This window comes from Brevibacillus sp. MER 51 (genome assembly GCF_023714195.1).
Taxonomy (GTDB): Bacteria; Bacillota; Bacilli; order Brevibacillales; family Brevibacillaceae; genus Brevibacillus.
Map to the genome: position 1 here is coordinate 348,632 of NZ_JAMAUS010000003.1, position 18,616 is coordinate 367,247.

Below are 18,616 nucleotides of genomic sequence, written 5' to 3' on the forward strand. Positions count from 1 at the left end.
TTCGCTTACTTTGAGCTGTGAAAAATATAGAATGATGTAAGGAGTACCAATGAACAGTCGGAACAGTGCGGCAGAGGAGCAGGACCTTTTATGTGCGGTCGCCTTGAATGCCATGTTACCTCTGGCCAATGAACGAACGCTGCAATCAGCCTACTACATACTGCGTGGCAGAAAAGCCAATCAGACACTGCAAGATGTGCATTTGTATACCCTTTATCCGTATTATCGGATGTTTTCTCGTTTTCCAAGAGAGGATTGGGAGAAAATAGTTTCAACTTTATTTCAGGCGGGCTGGATTTTACCTGTTGATGCAGTTGGAACGAACGGGAAGCCGACCTTTACCTTTTCTGATAGTGGATTGCAGCATGCCAAACACACGTACCAAAAATATCGGTTTGATGTGTGGTTCGCACCTTTTACTCAATCCGACTTGGCGGAGCGAATCGAACCGTTTTGGAGCAGACTTCATCTTATGGTGCAGACGATCTCGCAAATGCATCATGGTGATCTCGGTTTCATTCCGGTCGTTTCGGACAAGACGGCACAGCGTTGGGTAAAAAACCAATTGGCTGATGGGGCAATGCGAAATACTTGGAAACAGCAATTGTCTGACGAGTTATATCGATTGTGGGAGCCTCTGGATGAAGGTGTGCAGGAGCTTTTATTTTGCCAACTGTCAGGAGCAGGACAAGTTGGGAAAACCATGGGGCAAGTAGCAGAGATTCGCCAAACGAGTCGCAGCTATCTCATGCTGCAATTTCGATACGGACTGGCCGCGTCAATTCAGACGCTGCTTGCAGAGAGCAATCATTATCCTCTTTTATCAAAACTTGTTACAGAGTCGCACAAGCTTGATGCTCGCCTAACCGAAAGTGCTGCTCGAACGTACGCACTGCTTCAGACTGGCTGTAACAAAACAGAAATAGCGAAAAGACGACAAATGAAAGAAAGCACAATAGAAGATCATTTGGTAGAGATTGCCCTGCGCTGTCCGGAATGGGATATGACAACGTATTTGCCGAATGAGCTGGCAAAAAAGATCGTGGAGACCAGTGAGCGACTCGATACAAGCAGACTCCGGCTCATCAAGGATCAATTAGAGGCAACAGTATCGTATTTGCAGATCCGATTGGCACTGGCACGAGCGACAAGGGGGGCAAAATGAATAAACAGTTCATGTACGACAGATTAAAGCTGCATTTTGGATACGACTCATTCCGCCCCGGTCAGGAGTCTATTATTGAACGTCTACTGCATGGACGAAGTGTTCTCGGGCTGTTAGCAACAGGTGGCGGGAAATCAGTGACGTATCAACTGCCAGCAATGCTTTTGCCAGGTCTGACCGTCGTTGTTTCCCCGTTGATCTCCCTGATGATTGATCAGGTGCAGCAGCTACGAGCGCGAAAAAAAATTCCGGCTACTTATTTGAACAGCATGCAGGATCAGACTGAGTCCCGCGAAATCTTAAAAGGGCTCTCGGAAGGTGCTTACAAGCTGTTGTATATTTCTCCAGAAAAGCTTCAACAGACCTATGTTCAACATGTGTTAAAGCGGGCGAGGGTGTCTCTGATCGCGATTGATGAAGCGCATTGTATCTCGCAATGGGGACATGATTTTCGTACAGATTACCTGCGATTGCCTGAAGTCGTGAAACAATTGGGAGCACCTCCTGTTCTGGCTGTGACAGCGACTGCGACAGAATCTGTTCGTGAGGAGATTTGCAACTTATTTTCCATTGAAAAGGAAGATGTTGTGTTGCAGTCCCTTAATCGGGCGAATATCGCTTATGATCTGGTTGAAGTTGTGGAGGAAACAGACAGGCGCTCCTATGTATTTGATCAGATGAATCGTCTGCAGGGTCCAGGAATCGTTTACTGCAGCACGCGACAAGCGGTAGATGTGTTGGCTGCCTCTTATCAACTCGATGGAAAAAAACGCGTACACGGTTACCACGGGGGCATGAACAGCATGGAGAGAATGCTGATCCAGTCCCAATTCCTCGCAGGAGAGCTCGATGTTATTATTGCAACCAATGCATTTGGTATGGGAATCGACAAGCCAGATATTCGCTACGTCATCCATTATCAAATGCCAGCCAGTTTGGAGGCATACGCACAAGAAATCGGGCGGATCGGCCGTGATGGCAAGCCTGGTTATGCGCTGCTTTTATTTTCGTGGGACGATTGGCAGATTCACCAACACATGCTGGAGAAGGAGTACCCGACACAAGTGCAAGTTCAAAAATACGAGCAGTTGTGCAATACCGGAGTACCCTTGACGAATGAGGCCTTGGCGATGATGGACATATCCGAAGAAATGGGCGCACTCCTTGGCTTTTATTCGGAAAGAGTGCTGGCCTCATGCGAAGCTGCCGCTGCGGGAGAGTCGTATCCAAAGGCTCAAATCATTTGGCAGGAAACGGAAAAAAGGAAAAGCTTTAAGCAAAAAAAGCTGGCAGAAATGGTGTCTTTCGTCAGAGGAGAAAACTGTTTACGTGCGAGCATCAACACGTATTTCAAAGAAAATGATCATCAGTTTGATCTGTACTGCTGTAAGAAATGCGGCTTAAATACGGAAGCGTATTTCCAAACGAATGACAATGCAATCACAAAGAATGAACAAATCAAATGGAATTTGCGGCAGGCGTTAGATACTCTTTTGCCGAACAAATAAAGGAGAGAAACATCGAGTGAGGGAAGATCGGCTAGAGGTGGATGAAGCCACTCTTCGGCTGAATCTATGGTTGACACAAGGAATCGTAATGGGAGTGGCTGCTGCCGGTAGCTTATTAGTGCTGGGCTGGGATGCTACTCTGTCCTTGTTTATTTTGCCAGGCTGGAACGCCTTCCTGTGGGCCGTGGTTGTAGCCGCAGGTATTATCATCGCGAGCATTGCGATGGATCGTTCCTTGCCTAAGCGATGGCAAGATGATGGCAGTATCAATGAAAAAGTTTTTGGCGCCATGTTACCATCTACCACAATTCTCGTCTGTATGGTAGTAGGGGTGGGAGAGGAATGGCTATTTCGCGGAGTCATTCAAACGCTTACCGGGAATTTTTGGAGCAGTCTTATTTTTACTCTGATCCACGTACGTTATTTGAAAAAACCGCTCATGATCATAAGTGTATTTGGTACAAGCTGGATCTTGGGAGTCTTGTTTTCCTACTATCAGTCCCTATGGCCCTCGATTGTGGCTCATATCCTTATTGACGTCATGCTAGCCTTTTATTTACAAAAAACGATCAAGAAAAAGGGGGAGGAAGAGTGAATCTTGAGCATAATCCATTACCACCCCGACGCTCCCGTCATACTCGCCCTAAAGCGTCGTTCTCGTTTAAAAAGTGGATTCAACCTGGATTGTACTTGTTTGGATTCGTCTTTTTCGGGTTGATTGGTCTTGAGTTGTACAGGGCCAATATCCCACACGAGTCAGCAGCTACTGGTAGTGTTGAAGTGAAGGGTGTTAGCAAAGCGATTACCGCTTCGCAAGGGAGCAAGGCAGGGGAAAAGGAGCCTGCATCCGTCGTTCTTCCTTCTGCTCCTGATCCCAATGCAAGCGCGAACACCCCGCCTGCCAAAGCAAAAACGACCGAATCAAAACCAGTTGAGCCTGTAGTGAAGGCGACCCCAAGCGTACAGACACCTGCAGTGAGCCCAGTCCCAGCCCAAACTACGACTGGTACACCAGTAAAAAAGCCAAACCAGATCGCGAGTCCTTCTGCTACTAAAGTAGCTACACCGGGAAAGCAAGCTTCAACACCGTCTACAACAAAGTCAAAGGTCGTCAAGCATGTGGTGAAGAAGGGTGAAACGTTGTTTATGCTGTCACGAAAGTACTACGGAAATAATTCGAACGTAAGACGAATTGCAACATACAACGGGCTTCATTCAGAAGCAGGGCTCGTCGAAGGGAAAATTGTTTTGGTTCCCCTCGTTCAGTAATGAGATCGTGCTTCACTGGCAATGCTATCGGGAAAAGGATAAGCAGGTGGATGCAAGTGGAGTATGATACGGTCATCGTCGGCGGCGGGATTGCAGGGCTTCAAACTGCGATTCAACTTGCAAGATGCCTTCGGCGCGTTGCAGTCATTGACATGCCGGCTGGTCGATCAACAATCGCCAAAGCCTACCGAAACATTCTCGGATTTTCGGAGGGGGTTAGTGGCGATTTTTTGCGTCAAGCGGGCAGGGAGCAAGCACAAAAATACGGCGCAACCTTGATAACAGATGAGGTAACCCAGCTTTCTACGGACCCAAGCGGTTTATTTTCGATAGGTACGAAAAGTGGCATACATACGCTTACTTCGCGAACGCTGGTTTTGGCAACCGGCATTCGTGATCCGTTCCCAGCGATCCCTGGCTTTTCCGAGTGTGTAGGGGTATCGATTTTCTTGTGTCCCGACTGTGACGGCTATGAAACAGTCGAGAAAGATACGGCAATCATAGGAGCGGGTCCTCAGGCTGTTTCGATGGCGGACGAACTTATTTACTATACAAGCAGGTTAACAGTCATTAACCATGCAGAAGTGCAGGTGGATACGCAGGCTCTCTCTGGACTTAGCAAGCGAGGGATAATGTATCGAAAAGAAAAAGTATGTGCCCTTCATCATACGGCGGGTCAATTGCAGGAAATCGAGCTCTCTTCGGGTGAACGGTTGTCTGTGGAAAGAGCATTTCTTGCTTTTCCTGGTGCTCATGCATTGACAGAGCTTTTGCGTGGTTTTTCCGTGCAAATCCTCGAAAAGGGCCACATCCATACGAATCCGCGAACAAAAGAAACGGATCATCCCAACATCTGGGCGGTTGGCGATATCAATGAGCATTCTCAACAAGTGTCGATTGCCATGGGAGATGGAACACAGGCTGCTATTTGGATTCAAAAGCGGCTGCGTGAATATGAGACGTAGAAAAACGCCTGATTCTGGGCGTTTTTTCATGTACAAACCTTTATGAACGAGAAGGAACCCGAACTAGCAGAGCCAAATATAAATACAGAAAAAGAACAATGAGGGGGAACTTTTCCTGGGAAAGCGCAGGAAATGACAGGCAACAACAAAGTTTCTTTTTTCATGAGTTGATTCGACATCGATAAGCGAATGCTGTGTAGGTGTCATGGTAGCTTTGTTCCAGTAAATAAATGTGATATGATAGGACTACCCCGTATTTTCCAGTCCATCAAAAAATGGATGAATGCCAACAGGTATTCGCCGGAGAATGTGGAGAACTCTTACAGGCTTACCATCATATTTTGTAGTACGACTGGATGGCGAGGAGGGACAGTCATGCGTGTTGAACGCCTTGGTCAAGATAAAATACGAATCTTTTTAACTTTTGACGACCTCTCAGAGCGCGGGATAGAAAAAGAAGACATGTGGCGTGACATTCCTAAAGTTCATGAACTGTTCAACGACATGATGGAACAGGCTTATCACGAATTAGGGTTTGAAGTATCAGGGCCTGTTGCAGTTGAAGTGTTCGCCTTGCCAGCTCAGGGAATGGTCGTAATCGTAACGCGTGGCAAGACGGGCTCAAAGGACGGGAAAGAGGAAGAATTCGAAGACGAGGATGTATACGAGCTAGAGGTCACGTTGGAAGAAAGCGATTTAATCATGTATGCCTTCCGGGACTTTGAGCATATGGTTGAAGCCGCCCACCGCATTAACGCTCTTTTGACCAATGGCGGAGCTGCCTACTTCTACCAGGGGAAATATCATCTGGTGCTGGAGGAAGTCGACTTGGATCAGGAGCGTTATCACAAACTAATTGCGATCCTCTCTGAGTACGGAGAAGCGACGCCGATAACGATTTATGTGTTGGAGGAATACGGGAAAGTGATCGTTGCGGACGATGCTGTAAAAGAAATATGCAGGCATTTCACGTAATCAAAAAAGAAATGTCTGGGAATATAAAACAGCACCTAGTCAACCAACTAGGTGCTGTTGCTGTCTGTACAGATTATGCTAGGCCTTCAAAAAAGTCAGCTTCTTTACCTTGAAGGGTATAGTTCGGAAGGCTGTGCCAAGCCAGGATGTAATGGTTGTTTGGCGGAACAGAATGGTGCTCGCCTTTTGTTACACCTGGGAAAACGCGTTCTACTGAGAGGTGCTGTGTCCTATGTGCGCGCAAGGCATCTGCTACTTTTTGCATATATTCAGGTGCGTGGATGATCGTCGTAATGCTCTCGATTGGATCCGTAAAGGGAGGCTTCATCGTACCAAATCCTTCGTCGGATGAACGAGTCGCATAATAAAGCTTTCGTACGCTCGTATCTGGGCCTAAAGAAAGGACAGCCTGGGTGGTTGCATGACTAATCGCCAAATGGTCAGGATGTCCGGAGATGCCATGCGGTGCAAACGTGACGACAATTTCCGGTTGGATCTGATGAACAGCCTGATGGATACGAGTAACGAGTTCATCTACAGGCACTGTGTTTAGGAACTTATCCTGATATTCCCAGACGTCTACTTGATCGAACCCAAGAATGGCACAAGCGTCGCGAAGCTCTTGCTCACGAAATCGGGGGAGTTCTTCTGGTGTGCATAACGGGGGGTCACCAGCTTTTCCTGCTTGCCCTTTTGTTGCACACAAGAGATGAGTGCTGGCCATTTTGGTCTCACTATATTTGGAAATGGAAATCCCACAAGCAAACGTTTCATCATCGGGATGGGCAAAAATAAACAAGATAGACTTTTTTTTCATAAAAACACCTCCATGAATAAACTTCCACATTACGTTATCCATTATGGCATAAATTCACTAATCCTGTAATGAAAGAAACAAGTTTGGGGACAATACAAGCATGGCTGGACGTGCATTTGAAGCAATTTGTACAAAATGTAGTCTGTAAAAGCGATTTCAAAATGGATGGTAAATAATTGAATGATTATGCAAAACAAGGCACGAAAACGTTTTCGAAATGGAAAAAAAACATTTTTAAGCTTCTCATAAATGATACAAGCGTGTATACTAAAGGCGGCATTGACCGAAAACATTTTTGAGGTGGTAAGTAATGGGTAATCAAGACGTGGTAACCGAAAGCACCGAAGGGAAAGAAAAGCAAGAATCATTGAACTTGCTCCATTCAACTCAAACGGTGATCAAGGAAGCACTGGAGAAACTAGGTTACCAAGAATCGATGTTTGAACTCTTGAAGGAACCGCTACGCGTTTTGACTGTACGTATTCCGGTTCGCATGGATAATGGCGAAGTAAAGGTATTTACGGGCTATCGTGCACAGCACAACGATGCAGTAGGTCCGACCAAGGGGGGCATTCGTTTCCACCCGGAAGTTACTGAGGATGAAGTTAAAGCACTTTCTATCTGGATGAGCCTCAAAGCAGGTATCGTCGATCTGCCATATGGCGGTGGTAAAGGCGGTATCATTTGCGACCCGCGTGAAATGTCCTTCCGCGAATTGGAAAGACTGAGCCGCGGTTACGTTCGCGCAATCAGCCAGCTTGTGGGCCCTACTAAAGATATTCCAGCTCCGGACGTCTTTACGAACTCACAAATCATGGCATGGATGATGGACGAATATAGCCGTATCCGTGAATTTGACTCGCCTGGTTTCATTACGGGTAAACCAATTGCGCTGGGTGGTTCCCATGGCCGCGAAACAGCAACTGCAAAAGGTGTAACCATTTGCATCCGTGAAGCAGCGAAGCGTCGCAACATCGATGTAAAAGGTGCTCGCGTAGTTGTACAAGGCTTTGGTAACGCTGGTAGTTACTTGGCAAAATTCATGCATGATGCAGGCGCTAAAGTTGTAGGTATCTCTGATGCATACGGCGCGCTGCATGATCCAAACGGTTTGGATATCGACTACTTGTTGGATCGTCGTGATTCCTTTGGTACAGTTACAAAACTGTTCAACAACACGATTACCAACAAAGAGCTTCTTGAACTGGAATGCGACATTTTGGTTCCGGCAGCGATCGAAAACCAAATCACAGCTGCAAACGCTCACAACATCAAGGCGTCAATCGTAGTAGAAGCGGCAAATGGCCCAACTACTTTGGAAGCAACTAAGATTTTGACTGAGCGTGGAATTCTTCTGGTTCCAGACGTACTGGCAAGTGCCGGTGGTGTAACTGTTTCCTACTTCGAGTGGGTACAAAACAACCAAGGCTACTACTGGTCTGAGGAAGAAGTAGAAGAGAAGTTGGAAAAAGTAATGGTTCGTTCGTTTGAAAATGTATACTCCATGTCCCAAACTCGTCGCATTGATATGCGTCTGTCTGCTTACATGGTTGGTGCCCGCAAGATGGCTGAGGCTTCTCGCTTCCGCGGTTGGGTATAATTTTTCAAACAACCCTCCATATATTGAGAAAACATGGCTCCGCCTTTTGGCGGGGCCTTTTTTATTGGCGACGTGTGATGTGGCTGTGGTGGAGAGAAGAATATTTCCATGCTAGGCTCCAGGCTCCGTCCTGCTGGGGGCTGAGACTGTCCGCTCCGAAGGGATTCGCGGGGAAACGCAAAAGTGGTAGCCGCTTCGTAGCGCAGGCACGTGCGTTTCTTTTGCTCGCGAATCCCTTCTCCGCTTGGTAGGACTCCACAAGTCGCTACGCCTGGAAATATTTTTCTCTGTAGTAACTGATCACATTCTTCAATCTTTTAAGTCATTTAAAACTCGGTTAAACATGGAAAGCACGTAGAGGAAACAGGAGAAAAAAGCGAAGATCTTAGGGACACCGACCGAGACGCAATGCAAAAAGCGAAACACGCTCTTAAGCGTCCACCTCTGAAATACATCCTGAAGGGACAACTTTGGACTCGGTTTCGCTTTTTGCATGGAATCGTGCAGTCAATCCCCCAGGTGGTGGCCCTAGAATCTGAGCGTTTTCTCCTGTTTCCTCCCCACCACTACAGCACCGTTCAAGTTCTGTTTTTAAGGAAAAAAACCTCCTGAAGAATCAGGAGGCTGTAGTCCTATTATTTAGTGGTCGAACAACTGCTGCAGTTCTTTGAAAGTCCGTGTTTTTTGCAGCGTTACAATTAGTTTGAGACGAGCCTTTTGCCCGTTCAAGCCGTTGGAGAAGATGATGCCCATCTCTTTTAGTTTGCGGCCTCCACCTTCATAGTCATAGATATCCTGCACCTGTCCATTGTAGCAGCGGGAGACGAGCACGATCGGTACGCCTTTGTCGAGAAGTTGCTGCAGGGTAGGGATGATAGCGGGTGGAAGATTTCCTAATCCAAACGCCTCTACGACGAGTCCATCAATGTGCTGCTCCAATAAAAACTGTAGCCAAGCAGGCTCCATGCCAGCAACTGCTTTGATCAGCGGCACATTCGCATCAGCTTGCGTGATGGCATAATGCTCTCGATCCAACGGAGCATGGTGGTACTGCACACTTTTTTTCGCAATGGTTCCAATCGGTCCGTATTGTGGCGACTGGAAGGTAGCGACATTGCTCGTGTGTGTTTTCGTTACGTGACGTGCCGCGTGAATTTCGTCATTAAAAACAACGATAACACCTTTGTTCAAACTGTCGGGGTCTGCGGCTGCACGAACGGAAGAAATGAGATTGACGGGACCGTCAGCACCAAGCTCATTGCTGCTGCGCATGGCTCCAGTCACGACAATCGGGACGTTGACCGACAAAGTCAGATCGAGGAAGTATGCGGTCTCCTCCAACGTATCAGTCCCGTGGGTAATAACAATGCCATCATAATGATCTTGTTGAAAGGCTTCCTCAATATAGAGTCGCAGTTGATTCATGATCGCAGGAGTCATATGAGGGCTAGGTAGGTTGAGTACATTTTTCATGGTGACATCCGCGTGTTTTTCTAAAAAAGGAAGGATTTTGTTGACAGCTTGATCATCCAATGGCTTTACGCCTTCTGAGTCATCGACAGACATGGCAATCGTACCGCCTGTGTTCACTACCAAAATTTTTTTTGACATGATCTCTCTCCTGTAGCGGGTTTTCATCAACCAGTATTCATGGTACGATGAACAATAGCCTTGTGTAAAGGAGTAATAAAAGATGATTGCTTTGATCGGCGCGGCAGTTGCCCCCGGTATCGCCATCTTAAGTTACTTTTACCTGCGTGACAGTCTCGAACCGGAGCCGATTTCGATGGTAATCCGGTCGTTTATCTTTGGTATGTTGCTGGTCGTACCCATTATGGTACTTCAGTACATCATGCAGAATGAATGGAACTGGCGGGATGGCATTGTCGCGGAAGTTTTCCAATCCGCTGTCGTGGAAGAATTTTTTAAATGGATGGTCATCTATTTTACGGTTTATAAACATTTGGAATTTGATGAGCCATACGATGGAATTGTTTATGCAGTTGCGGTGTCACTTGGTTTTGCTACGTTGGAGAATTTGTTCTACCTTATTATCAATGGAACGAATATCGCCATCTGGCGTGCCTTTTTGCCGGTATCCAGCCATGCGTTGTTTGCAGTGTGGATGGGATATTATCTCGGACGGGCCAAGTTTTCCAAGGACGCCAAACATGAGCGGCTTTTTTTATGGATGTCGATTACCTTGCCGATCGGCTTGCATGCCCTGTACAACGTGATTTTTTTGGCGGTGCAAAACTGGTTGGTAGTGATTGTGCCATTCATGCTTGTTTTGTGGTGGCAGGGCTTAAAAAAGGTACAAAGAGCACACGATTTCGGTTCTAAAAATCTCTCTTCACGTCCACAATAGACGGTAAGGAGGAGTCGTACGTGCTAAAAACTGATCGAGCAAAAGTGACCATTCAATGCAATGTATGTGGAGAAAAGTTTACACTACGTGGCCAGCGAGAACCTGGAGGGCAAATAGAAACAGGTTTCAAGCAGTGCCTGTGTGACAACGACAAGCATTTTCGAATTGACGAGTCCTGATCTTTTCCATTCCCAACTGAAAAAGCGTGACCAATCTATGTGGGCCGATGCAAATAGCATCGGTCTTTTTCTATATCCAGATTTTCATGCATAATCCATTCTTCCTCCACCAACACTATGCAAAGATTTCAATACATGCCAAGGAGGATTCAGCCGTGCGTACAATCTGGATCGCAGGTGTGTTGGTGATGTTGGTAGCAGCGGGCTTGAATGGATACAAGGTTGTCTGGAAGGAAAAGAATGCAGCTGCTGTACACGAAGAACAGATGGCTGCACCTGCTGCAAAGAATCAGACGGCCAAAACCAAAGCCAGCTTTCATCCTTCAAGGGTCTCTGACAATGATTTGAAAATCATGGCAAATGCTGTTTACGGAGAGGCAAGAGGAGAGCCGTTTGAAGGGCAAGTAGCTGTCGCAGCCGTTATTTTAAACCGCGTCAAGAGCCCTTCGTTTCCTGATACGCCCTCGGCTGTGATATTCGAACCACGCGCTTTTACAGCAGTTGCTGATGGTCAAATATGGCTTACACCTAATGAAAGTGCGATGAAAGCAGTGAAGAACGCACTAAACGGCTGGGATCCGTCGGGAGGCTGCACGTACTATTTCAATCCAGATACAGCAACGTCCGGTTGGATTTGGACCAGACCGCAGGTTAAAAAGATCGGGAAACACATCTTTTGTAGATAATGGACGCGTAATCAAAGGAGGAGTGGCAAGGGATGGTATATGGAGCAACAGCACGCGTGTTATTTCCCGTTGCCCTGGTCGCCTTAATAGGCGCTGGCGTGTGGGGGTATCAGGAGCATAATGAGAAGAACTCGGTCTTGATCAAAGCGGAAAACTCATACCAAAGGGCTTTCCACGATCTCACTTATCATGTGGACAAGCTGCATGATGAGCTTGGCAAATCGCTGGTGGTCAACTCTCGCAGACAAATGACTCCCATCTTGACGAATGTCTGGCGCCTTTCCTATGCAGCACAAGCGGATGTCGGACAACTGCCATTGACCCTGATGGCATTTAACAAAACAGAAGAAATGCTGTCGAGGGTTGCAGATTTTTCCTATCGTGTCGCTGTACGTGACCTGGACAAGCAGCCGTTAAGTCAGAGTGAATACAAGACATTGAAAAGCCTACACACACAAGCACAGGATATCCAGAATGAGCTGCGCAAGGTACAAACCGTCGCGATGGACAAACAATTGAGATGGATGGATGTCGAGACGGCATTGGCCTCTAATAAAAACAAAGAGGACAATACCATCATCGACGGATTCCAAACCATTGAGAAAAAAGTGCAGGAATACCCTGATTTAGACTGGGGCGTCGGGATACAGAGTCTCGACAAGAAAAAGCAGCAGCGAATCAAAGGGATCGATGGCAAACCAGCCACCAAAGAGGAAGCAGAGAAGAATGCACTGGCGTTTCTCGGGTTGAAGCCAGGAGATGCGAAAGTAGAAGTAAACGATAACGGCAAGGGGCAGGAATACTCAGCGTATAGCGTACGTGTCACGCCAAACGGGCACAAGACGGCCATTAATCTCGATGTCACCAAACGCGGTGGAAAAGTTGTTTGGATGATGAACGAGCGTGGAGTTGGCGAGGAGAAGTTGGACATGAAGCAGGCCGAAGAAAAAGGTCGCGTGTTCTTGCGCAACCATGGATTTGACAATATGCAGGTCTCTGAGATTGACAGCTACGACCGCAACGCGCTCTTTACGTTTGTGCCAGTTCAGGATGGCGTCAGAATTTATCCGGACGGGGTGGTCGTCGAAATCGCGTTGGATAACGGAGAGGTTACTGCCTATAATTCGACGGAGTATCTGTTTAATCACAAAAAGAGAATTCTCTCCGAGCCTCGTCTCTCCAAAGAAGAAGCAAGGAAAAAAGTCAATCCGAGCGTAAAAGTGACGGATCAGCGACTTGCTCTTATCGAAGGGAAAAACGATGGAAAAGAAGTGCTGACGTGGGAAATGACAGGGAGCTTTGAAGGAAATTCGTACATGGTCTACATCAATGCCATGAACGGAGAAGAAGAGGAAGTTGTGAAAATGGAAACGGGATCAGGACAGAACGAAGGACAATAGTGTTAAAAAAATAGGGGGAAAGCTAGTTTTTTAGCGGCTTTCCCTATTTGCTGATTCGAAACAAAAGGGTATATAATGGAAAGGGTGATAGGAAGGGGAGGAACAGTTACTTTATGATGCTTCCACGAATAGGACAAACAATAAGACTAAACTTCACGAGTTCCTCAGAAGAAACGGAGCTGCAAACTTTCAAAAGCCGTGTGGCCGATTTGAAGGAAGATGTAGCTTCCATCGAGCTGCCAACCAGCGAAAACACTGGACGGACTGGGGTATTTCAACCAGGGACACCATGCTTGGTTTGGTATGTTGGCGAGGATGGCTCACGCTATGAATTCCGCTCTGCAATTATCGGCAGGGAAAACAATCACATTCCTGTACTGCTTCTGCAACTGCCTGCTAAAGAGGAGATTGTGCGCACACAGCGACGAAACTACTTGAGAATTGACACTACATTAGACATCGCAGTCAAACTGGATGATCCGATTCGACGCTATCATTTTCTGGCACGAACGTTAGATATCAGTGGTGGTGGGCTGTCTTTTAGCTGTGAGGAAAGCTATCATTTGAAGGAAAAAGACAATTTGCACGTCTGGATTTCCCTTCCAAGTAAAAATGGACAGGTTCAACATGCTTTTGTTGAGATGGAAATCGTCAGACAAAAACCAGCGGAAGAAAAAGGCTTGCACCAATGGATTTCGGGTAAGTTCACCCAAATCAGCGAGCAAGATCGGGCAAAAGTGGTTAGAGCGTGTTACGAGAGACAGCTAGAGCTTCGCAAAAAAGGCGTTGTAGATTGACGCTTCATCAGAGGAAGTGACCCTATTGACCAGTCAGTACAACGATCGTTTTCGCAGCTTTTCCAAACGGGTAGAAAAAGGCATCATGATTGGAATTGTCGTATGTGCGATTGTACTGACCATAGGCGAGGTCCTCATTCAGTACGTACCCGCTAGACTAGTATTAATCGAAACAGAGCGCTTGGAAGGCGTGTCCAGAGAGCCCTAAAGGTTTGCGCATGCTTCCATACTATGGTACTATTATAGATAACATAGAAAACGGTCTTGGATCGTTTTTTTTGTAGACCGCTAGTGGTCACAGCCAAATTCGAAAAACGGAATATCGTTTTTCATCACACAAAGAATGGGAAAGGGCTTCGACAGAAGCTTTTCTTGTTTTATTCCCATCCGAACTAACGTACATAGCAGGTGAGAAGTAATGAACATTGCCATTGATGGACCAGCGGGAGCAGGCAAAAGTACTGTCGCCCAAAAAGTAGCGGGACAACTGGAATACGTGTACATTGACACGGGTGCCATGTATCGTGCCCTTGCTTGGGCAGTCCACCACCATCAGCTCCCTATCAGCGATGAGTCTGCAGTTTCCGAACTTTTGCAAAAAAACAAGATTCAACTCATTCGGGAAAACGGACAGCAACATGTATACTGGAATGAAATCGATGTCACAAGCTGGATCCGTTCCACAGAAGTGAGCCAGTACGCCTCCATTGTAGCGAGCTACGGTTCCGTCCGTGAACAAATGCTTGTGCTCCAGCGACGATTGGCAACCCAAGGCAATGTCGTCATGGACGGCAGAGATATCGGTACCCATGTTTTGCCTGATGCTGATGTGAAGATTTTTCTGACGGCCTCCATCCAAGAGCGTGCAGAACGCCGCTGGAAGGAACTACTCGCAAAAGGTACCCAGACAGACTTGGCTGAGCTGGAAAAAGAAATCGAAGAGCGAGATCGACGGGACATGCAGAGAGAAGTCGCACCGTTGCGTCAGGCAGAAGATGCCGTTTTGGTAGACACAACAGGAATGACCATTGATCAGGTGGTCGATCGCATCTTGCAAATCTGCGAGCGAACGGGAGAGTCAACCCATTGAGTTACTATCGTCTATTCAGAGGTTTTTTTCGCATCATTTTTTCGCTTGTCTTTCGTTGGCAAGTGATCGGGCGTGAACATATACCTAAGGAAGGCCCAGTGATCCTTTGTGCTAACCACATTTCTTTGTGGGATCCACCTCTTCTCGGGGGTGGCATCGAGCGTCAGGTTCATTTCATGGCCAAAGAAGAGCTGTTCAAAATTCCGGTCTTATCCTTTCTCATTACCAAATTCGGTGCATTTCCGGTCAAACGGGGTGCAGGAGATCGTGCGGCCATTCGTACGACTCTCAAATTGCTTGAAGATGGAAAAATCTTTGGAATCTTTCCTGAAGGAACCCGCAGCAAAACAGGGGAACCAGGGGAAGCGATGCCGGGTGTGGCAATGTTCGCGCTCAAATCAGAAGCTGCGGTCATTCCGGTTGCCATTATCGGGCCATATCGACCGTTTCGTTCCATTAAGATCGTTTACGGTAAACCGATCGATCTGACTCAACTGCGCGAGGCCAAAGCAAGCACTGATACGTTGAAGGAAACGAGCGATCTGATTATGGAGCACATCAAGCAATTACGAAACCAGCATCTCTCTTAGCAAACGGTATAGAATTGCTAAAGGGACGAATACTAAATCTGCTGGAACTTACTGGCTTCATCAGTACTAACTGCCAGCCATCAGGCGACAGTTAAAAATATACATGCTCCCGCTTCGTGTAGTGAGGTTGTACACAACCTGTACATAGATGTTTGGGACTGGATGGTATTAAGGAGGTCTTTTGAATGATGGAAGAAACGAACGTAAGCTTGACGGATGCAACAACCATTTCTGTAGGAGATGTCGTAAAAGCAACCGTAACAAAAGTTGAGGACAAACAAGCGCTTGTAGATCTAGGCTACAAGTACGATGGTCTGATTCCTATCAGCGAACTGTCTCCACTGCATGTTGAAAAGGTATCTGATGTAGTAGCAGTTGGTGATACTTTCGAAGTGAAAGTCATCAAGTTAAACGATGAGAAAGAAGAGCTCGTTGTTTCCAAGAAAGCAGTTGCGATGGAATCCTCGTGGTCTGATCTTGAGCAAAAAATGCAAGCGGGTGAAATCATTGAAGCGACCGTGAAAGAAGTAGTGAAGGGCGGCCTTGTTGTTGATGTAGGCGTTCGCGGCTTCATTCCGGCTTCCATGGTAGAGCGTCATTTCGTTGAAGATTTCTCTGATTACAAAGGCAAAACATTGGCTTTGAAAGTAGTAGAAATGGATAAGGAAAAGAATAAAGTCATCCTGTCCCACAAAGCGGTTTTGGAAGACGAAGCAAAAGTGCAAAAGCAATCCATTATGGATAAAATCCAAGTGGGTCAAGTATTGGAGGGAACGGTTCAGCGCATGACCGATTTCGGCGTATTCGTGGATATCGGTGGTGTTGATGGATTGGTTCACGTATCTGAACTTGCTTGGAACCGTGTAGATAAGCCGTCCGATGTTGTGAAGGAAGGCGACAAAGTACAAGTGAAGGTCCTCAAAATTGACCGCGAAAACGAGCGCATTGGCCTTAGCATTAAGGAAACGCAAGCAGGTCCATGGGCGAGCGTTGCAGAAGATTTCAAAGCGGGCTCTATTTTGAATGGAACGGTAAAACGTTTGGTGTCCTTCGGTGCATTTATTGAGCTGGCTCCTGGAATCGAAGGCCTCGTACACATCTCCCAGATTGCAAATCGCCGGGTGAATACACCGAGTGAGGTGCTGAAAGAGGGCCAAGAAGTACAGGTGAAGGTTTTGGATGTTGTTCCACAAGAACAGCGTATTAGCCTGAGTATCCGTGCAGTCGAAGAAGACCGTGTGGAGCAGGCAGAACGCGCGAGCAAGCGTGAACAGCAACAATTCACGCAGGAAAACAACCAACCAATGGGCGTGACATTGGGCGAGTTGTTCGGTGATCTGAAAGACAAGTTTAAGTAAGATAAAAGTAGGATTCATGGGGATACGCTCTGGCGTATCCCTTTTTTCTGGGAGTGAAAGCTAGGAGGGGTACAATGGATCGTCGTTCGATTAGAAAACTGGACCATATTCGAAACGCTCTTGTCACCGGGGAAGATAGTGCGAATAGCTTTGATGATGTTAGCTTTGTTCCGAACAGCTTGCCGAATGCAGCGTATGCTGAAACCTCACTGGACACCGAGATCGCATCTTTGCGACTCTCCTCACCGATAATAATTAATGCGATGACGGGTGGAGCTGGTGGGACTACGCAGATCAATCAAAAACTGGCGATCATTGCGAGAGAACGAAATCTGGCTATGGCTGTTGGCTCACAAATGGCCGCTCTGCGTGATCCAGATGTTATGGATAGCTATCGGATTGTCAGAAGGGAACATCCACAGGGGATCTTGTTTGCAAATGTAGGGGCAGAGGCAACAGTGGAGCAGGCAATAGCAGCTGTGGAGATGATTGAAGCGAACGGACTGCAAATCCATCTGAATGTCATGCAAGAGCTGCTGATGCCTGAGGGGGACCGGGATTTTCGCGGCTATCTTGAGCGGATACAAGCAATCAGGGAGAGTCTGGATGTGCCGGTTATTGTCAAAGAAGTCGGTTTTGGAATGGCGAAGGAATCAATCGAGAAGCTCATAGGAATCGGGATCAGAACAATCGATGTGGGTGGAAGAGGCGGAACAAATTTTGCTCAGGTCGAAAATATGCGAAGTGATCAACCTCAGGTCATGTTCGAGGATTGGGGATTTACGACGGTGGAGAGCTTACTGGAAGCGAATGCTATCGGTCATTCAGGAATGTCGTACATAGCAACTGGTGGTGTTCGTCATGGACTCGATGTTGTCAAAGCAGCTTCTTTAGGTGCGTCCGCTGTTGGAATGGCAGGGGCAATGCTGCGTCTGGTTCAACGCGAATCTCTGGAAGAGTGCTTGTCTACCGTCGACAGATGGCATCATCAAATTCGTGTGGCGATGACCGCACTAGGAATGAAAGGTCTGTCTGAGGCCGTTTGTACTCCTGTAATGATCACGGGTAAAACAGCAGAGAGAGCTAAGCTTCGTCACATGCAATTAGAGGAACTGGCGCAACGTTAAGTAGTGGACGAGCATTCGATTCATGAAATTTCCTTGGTTGAGGCATACTTTGGGGAGACAACCATCATTTTGAGGAGATGAACATGAACGAGGGAACCGTTGCGATCCTTATTCAGTGGTCTTTGCTGTGTCTTGTATGGATGGGAAGCTTTGACTTTCAGCTACGAAACATGAAGATGGAACGCAGACGAGTGCTCGCAGTGATCAGCGCATTTTTAATTTGTACGTTTGTTAGCTGGGAAATCTACTTTGCCCCCATTCAAGTTAGTCTGAGTGGAACGATATTGCCACTGATCGCAAGCATTTTCCTTTACACCAAGCTCACGTCCAAAATACGCAGATTGTACGTGCTGAGTGCGCTGGCAACGGCTCTTTTGCTATTTTGGCTGCGCTGGCTGTTTTTTACCGATCCGATCTTGCTGTTTTGGGATGAGAGGATCATCGTACCCGCTGTTGGAGTCAGTACGATTTTTTTGATGAGCAGAACAAATCTGGGACAGCTGTTTCAGCTTATGCTCGCAATGCCTCTCGCAGATGCGATACATTCGCTATATTTTTGGAAATTGTCGGGTTCCTGTCATTGGGGATCGGAGTATGCGCAAGATTTGCTGTGGAGTTGCCTATCTCTATGGGCTCTCGTCAGCATAGTCTGGTCTGCGATTCGTCGTATCCTTGGTAGAACTGAAACAGAGTCTTCTCATTCCGATACGGGTAGGTGACGC

20 protein-coding genes are annotated in these 18,616 nt (G+C 47.0%); 18 read left to right on the top strand and 2 right to left on the bottom strand.

Annotated elements, in window-relative coordinates; translation table 11 throughout:
- The first annotated feature begins 49 nt into the window (after positions 1 to 49).
- The 6 genes from M3630_RS08805 to M3630_RS08830 all read left to right on the top strand — a co-directional run bounded on the left by M3630_RS08805 (position 50) and on the right by M3630_RS08830 (position 5,882).
- On the top strand, positions 50 to 1,165 hold the full coding sequence (locus M3630_RS08805) for a YpbB family protein (RefSeq protein ID WP_251251849.1): 1,116 nt from the start codon (positions 50 to 52) through the stop codon (positions 1,163 to 1,165).
- Positions 1,162 to 2,673, top strand: coding sequence for a RecQ family ATP-dependent DNA helicase (locus M3630_RS08810; RefSeq protein WP_251251850.1), 1,512 nt, complete (start codon positions 1,162 to 1,164; stop codon positions 2,671 to 2,673). The genes M3630_RS08805 and M3630_RS08810 overlap by 4 nt, the downstream gene beginning before the upstream one ends.
- A gap of 16 nt (positions 2,674 to 2,689) precedes the next feature.
- On the top strand, positions 2,690 to 3,268 hold the full coding sequence (locus tag M3630_RS08815; protein ID WP_251251851.1) for a CPBP family intramembrane glutamic endopeptidase: 579 nt from the start codon (positions 2,690 to 2,692) through the stop codon (positions 3,266 to 3,268).
- Positions 3,265 to 3,942 (top strand): LysM peptidoglycan-binding domain-containing protein, encoded by a 678-nt coding sequence (locus tag M3630_RS08820; RefSeq protein ID WP_251251852.1) that lies wholly within the window; start codon positions 3,265 to 3,267, stop codon positions 3,940 to 3,942. The genes M3630_RS08815 and M3630_RS08820 overlap by 4 nt, the downstream gene beginning before the upstream one ends.
- A gap of 50 nt (positions 3,943 to 3,992) precedes the next feature.
- Positions 3,993 to 4,907: an NAD(P)/FAD-dependent oxidoreductase gene (locus M3630_RS08825; RefSeq protein ID WP_251251853.1), complete on the top strand. Its 915-nt coding sequence runs from the start codon at positions 3,993 to 3,995 to the stop codon at positions 4,905 to 4,907.
- 375 nt (positions 4,908 to 5,282) lie between these two features.
- On the top strand, positions 5,283 to 5,882 hold the full coding sequence (locus M3630_RS08830) for a genetic competence negative regulator (protein WP_007723994.1): 600 nt from the start codon (positions 5,283 to 5,285) through the stop codon (positions 5,880 to 5,882).
- 73 nt (positions 5,883 to 5,955) lie between these two features.
- Here the strand turns inward: M3630_RS08830 and M3630_RS08835 are convergent, their stop codons facing one another.
- The gene (locus M3630_RS08835) at positions 5,956 to 6,699 is read right to left on the bottom strand and encodes a PIG-L deacetylase family protein (RefSeq protein ID WP_251251854.1); all 744 of its coding nucleotides are present in this window, start codon (positions 6,697 to 6,699) and stop codon (positions 5,956 to 5,958) included.
- Positions 6,700 to 7,009: 310 nt separating this feature from the next.
- Between M3630_RS08835 and M3630_RS08840 the strand changes: the two genes are divergently transcribed.
- Positions 7,010 to 8,299: a Glu/Leu/Phe/Val family dehydrogenase gene (locus tag M3630_RS08840; protein ID WP_007723992.1), complete on the top strand. Its 1,290-nt coding sequence runs from the start codon at positions 7,010 to 7,012 to the stop codon at positions 8,297 to 8,299.
- Between the two features lie 639 nt (positions 8,300 to 8,938).
- Here the strand turns inward: M3630_RS08840 and M3630_RS08845 are convergent.
- Positions 8,939 to 9,910, bottom strand: a complete 972-nt coding sequence (locus M3630_RS08845) for an asparaginase (protein WP_221867115.1) — start codon at positions 9,908 to 9,910, stop codon at positions 8,939 to 8,941.
- 82 nt (positions 9,911 to 9,992) lie between these two features.
- On the opposite strand from M3630_RS08845, the gene prsW reads away from it, so the two are divergent.
- The 11 genes from prsW to M3630_RS08900 all read left to right on the top strand — a co-directional run bounded on the left by prsW (position 9,993) and on the right by M3630_RS08900 (position 18,613).
- The gene (prsW, locus tag M3630_RS08850; RefSeq protein WP_017248088.1) at positions 9,993 to 10,667 is read left to right on the top strand and encodes a glutamic-type intramembrane protease PrsW; all 675 of its coding nucleotides are present in this window, start codon (positions 9,993 to 9,995) and stop codon (positions 10,665 to 10,667) included.
- A 20-nt stretch (positions 10,668 to 10,687) separates the two neighbouring features.
- Entirely contained in the window at positions 10,688 to 10,846 is a 159-nt protein-coding gene (locus M3630_RS08855; protein WP_173609533.1) for a hypothetical protein, read from the top strand.
- 26 nt (positions 10,847 to 10,872) lie between these two features.
- Positions 10,873 to 11,532, top strand: a complete 660-nt coding sequence (locus tag M3630_RS08860) for a cell wall hydrolase (RefSeq protein WP_221867114.1) — start codon at positions 10,873 to 10,875, stop codon at positions 11,530 to 11,532.
- 32 nt (positions 11,533 to 11,564) lie between these two features.
- The gene (gene ypeB / locus M3630_RS08865; protein WP_173609531.1) at positions 11,565 to 12,932 is read left to right on the top strand and encodes a germination protein YpeB; all 1,368 of its coding nucleotides are present in this window, start codon (positions 11,565 to 11,567) and stop codon (positions 12,930 to 12,932) included.
- Between the two features lie 113 nt (positions 12,933 to 13,045).
- Entirely contained in the window at positions 13,046 to 13,729 is a 684-nt protein-coding gene (locus M3630_RS08870; RefSeq protein WP_251251855.1) for a flagellar brake protein, read from the top strand.
- A 16-nt stretch (positions 13,730 to 13,745) separates the two neighbouring features.
- Positions 13,746 to 13,937: a hypothetical protein gene (locus M3630_RS08875; protein WP_229088044.1), complete on the top strand. Its 192-nt coding sequence runs from the start codon at positions 13,746 to 13,748 to the stop codon at positions 13,935 to 13,937.
- 210 nt (positions 13,938 to 14,147) lie between these two features.
- Entirely contained in the window at positions 14,148 to 14,819 is a 672-nt protein-coding gene (cmk, locus tag M3630_RS08880; protein ID WP_173609529.1) for a (d)CMP kinase, read from the top strand.
- Positions 14,816 to 15,409: a lysophospholipid acyltransferase family protein gene (locus M3630_RS08885; RefSeq protein ID WP_251251856.1), complete on the top strand. Its 594-nt coding sequence runs from the start codon at positions 14,816 to 14,818 to the stop codon at positions 15,407 to 15,409. Before cmk ends, M3630_RS08885 begins: the two co-directional genes overlap by 4 nt.
- Before the next feature lie 185 nt (positions 15,410 to 15,594).
- A complete protein-coding gene (gene rpsA / locus M3630_RS08890; RefSeq protein ID WP_173609527.1) occupies positions 15,595 to 16,767 on the top strand; it encodes a 30S ribosomal protein S1 in 1,173 nt (390 codons plus the stop codon).
- 74 nt (positions 16,768 to 16,841) lie between these two features.
- Positions 16,842 to 17,894 carry a type 2 isopentenyl-diphosphate Delta-isomerase gene (gene fni, locus M3630_RS08895; RefSeq protein WP_251251857.1) on the top strand — a complete coding sequence of 351 codons (1,053 nt, stop codon included), beginning with the start codon at positions 16,842 to 16,844 and terminating at the stop codon, positions 17,892 to 17,894.
- A gap of 83 nt (positions 17,895 to 17,977) precedes the next feature.
- Positions 17,978 to 18,613: a YphA family membrane protein gene (locus M3630_RS08900; RefSeq protein ID WP_251251858.1), complete on the top strand. Its 636-nt coding sequence runs from the start codon at positions 17,978 to 17,980 to the stop codon at positions 18,611 to 18,613.
- The last annotated feature ends 3 nt before the right edge of the window (positions 18,614 to 18,616 follow it).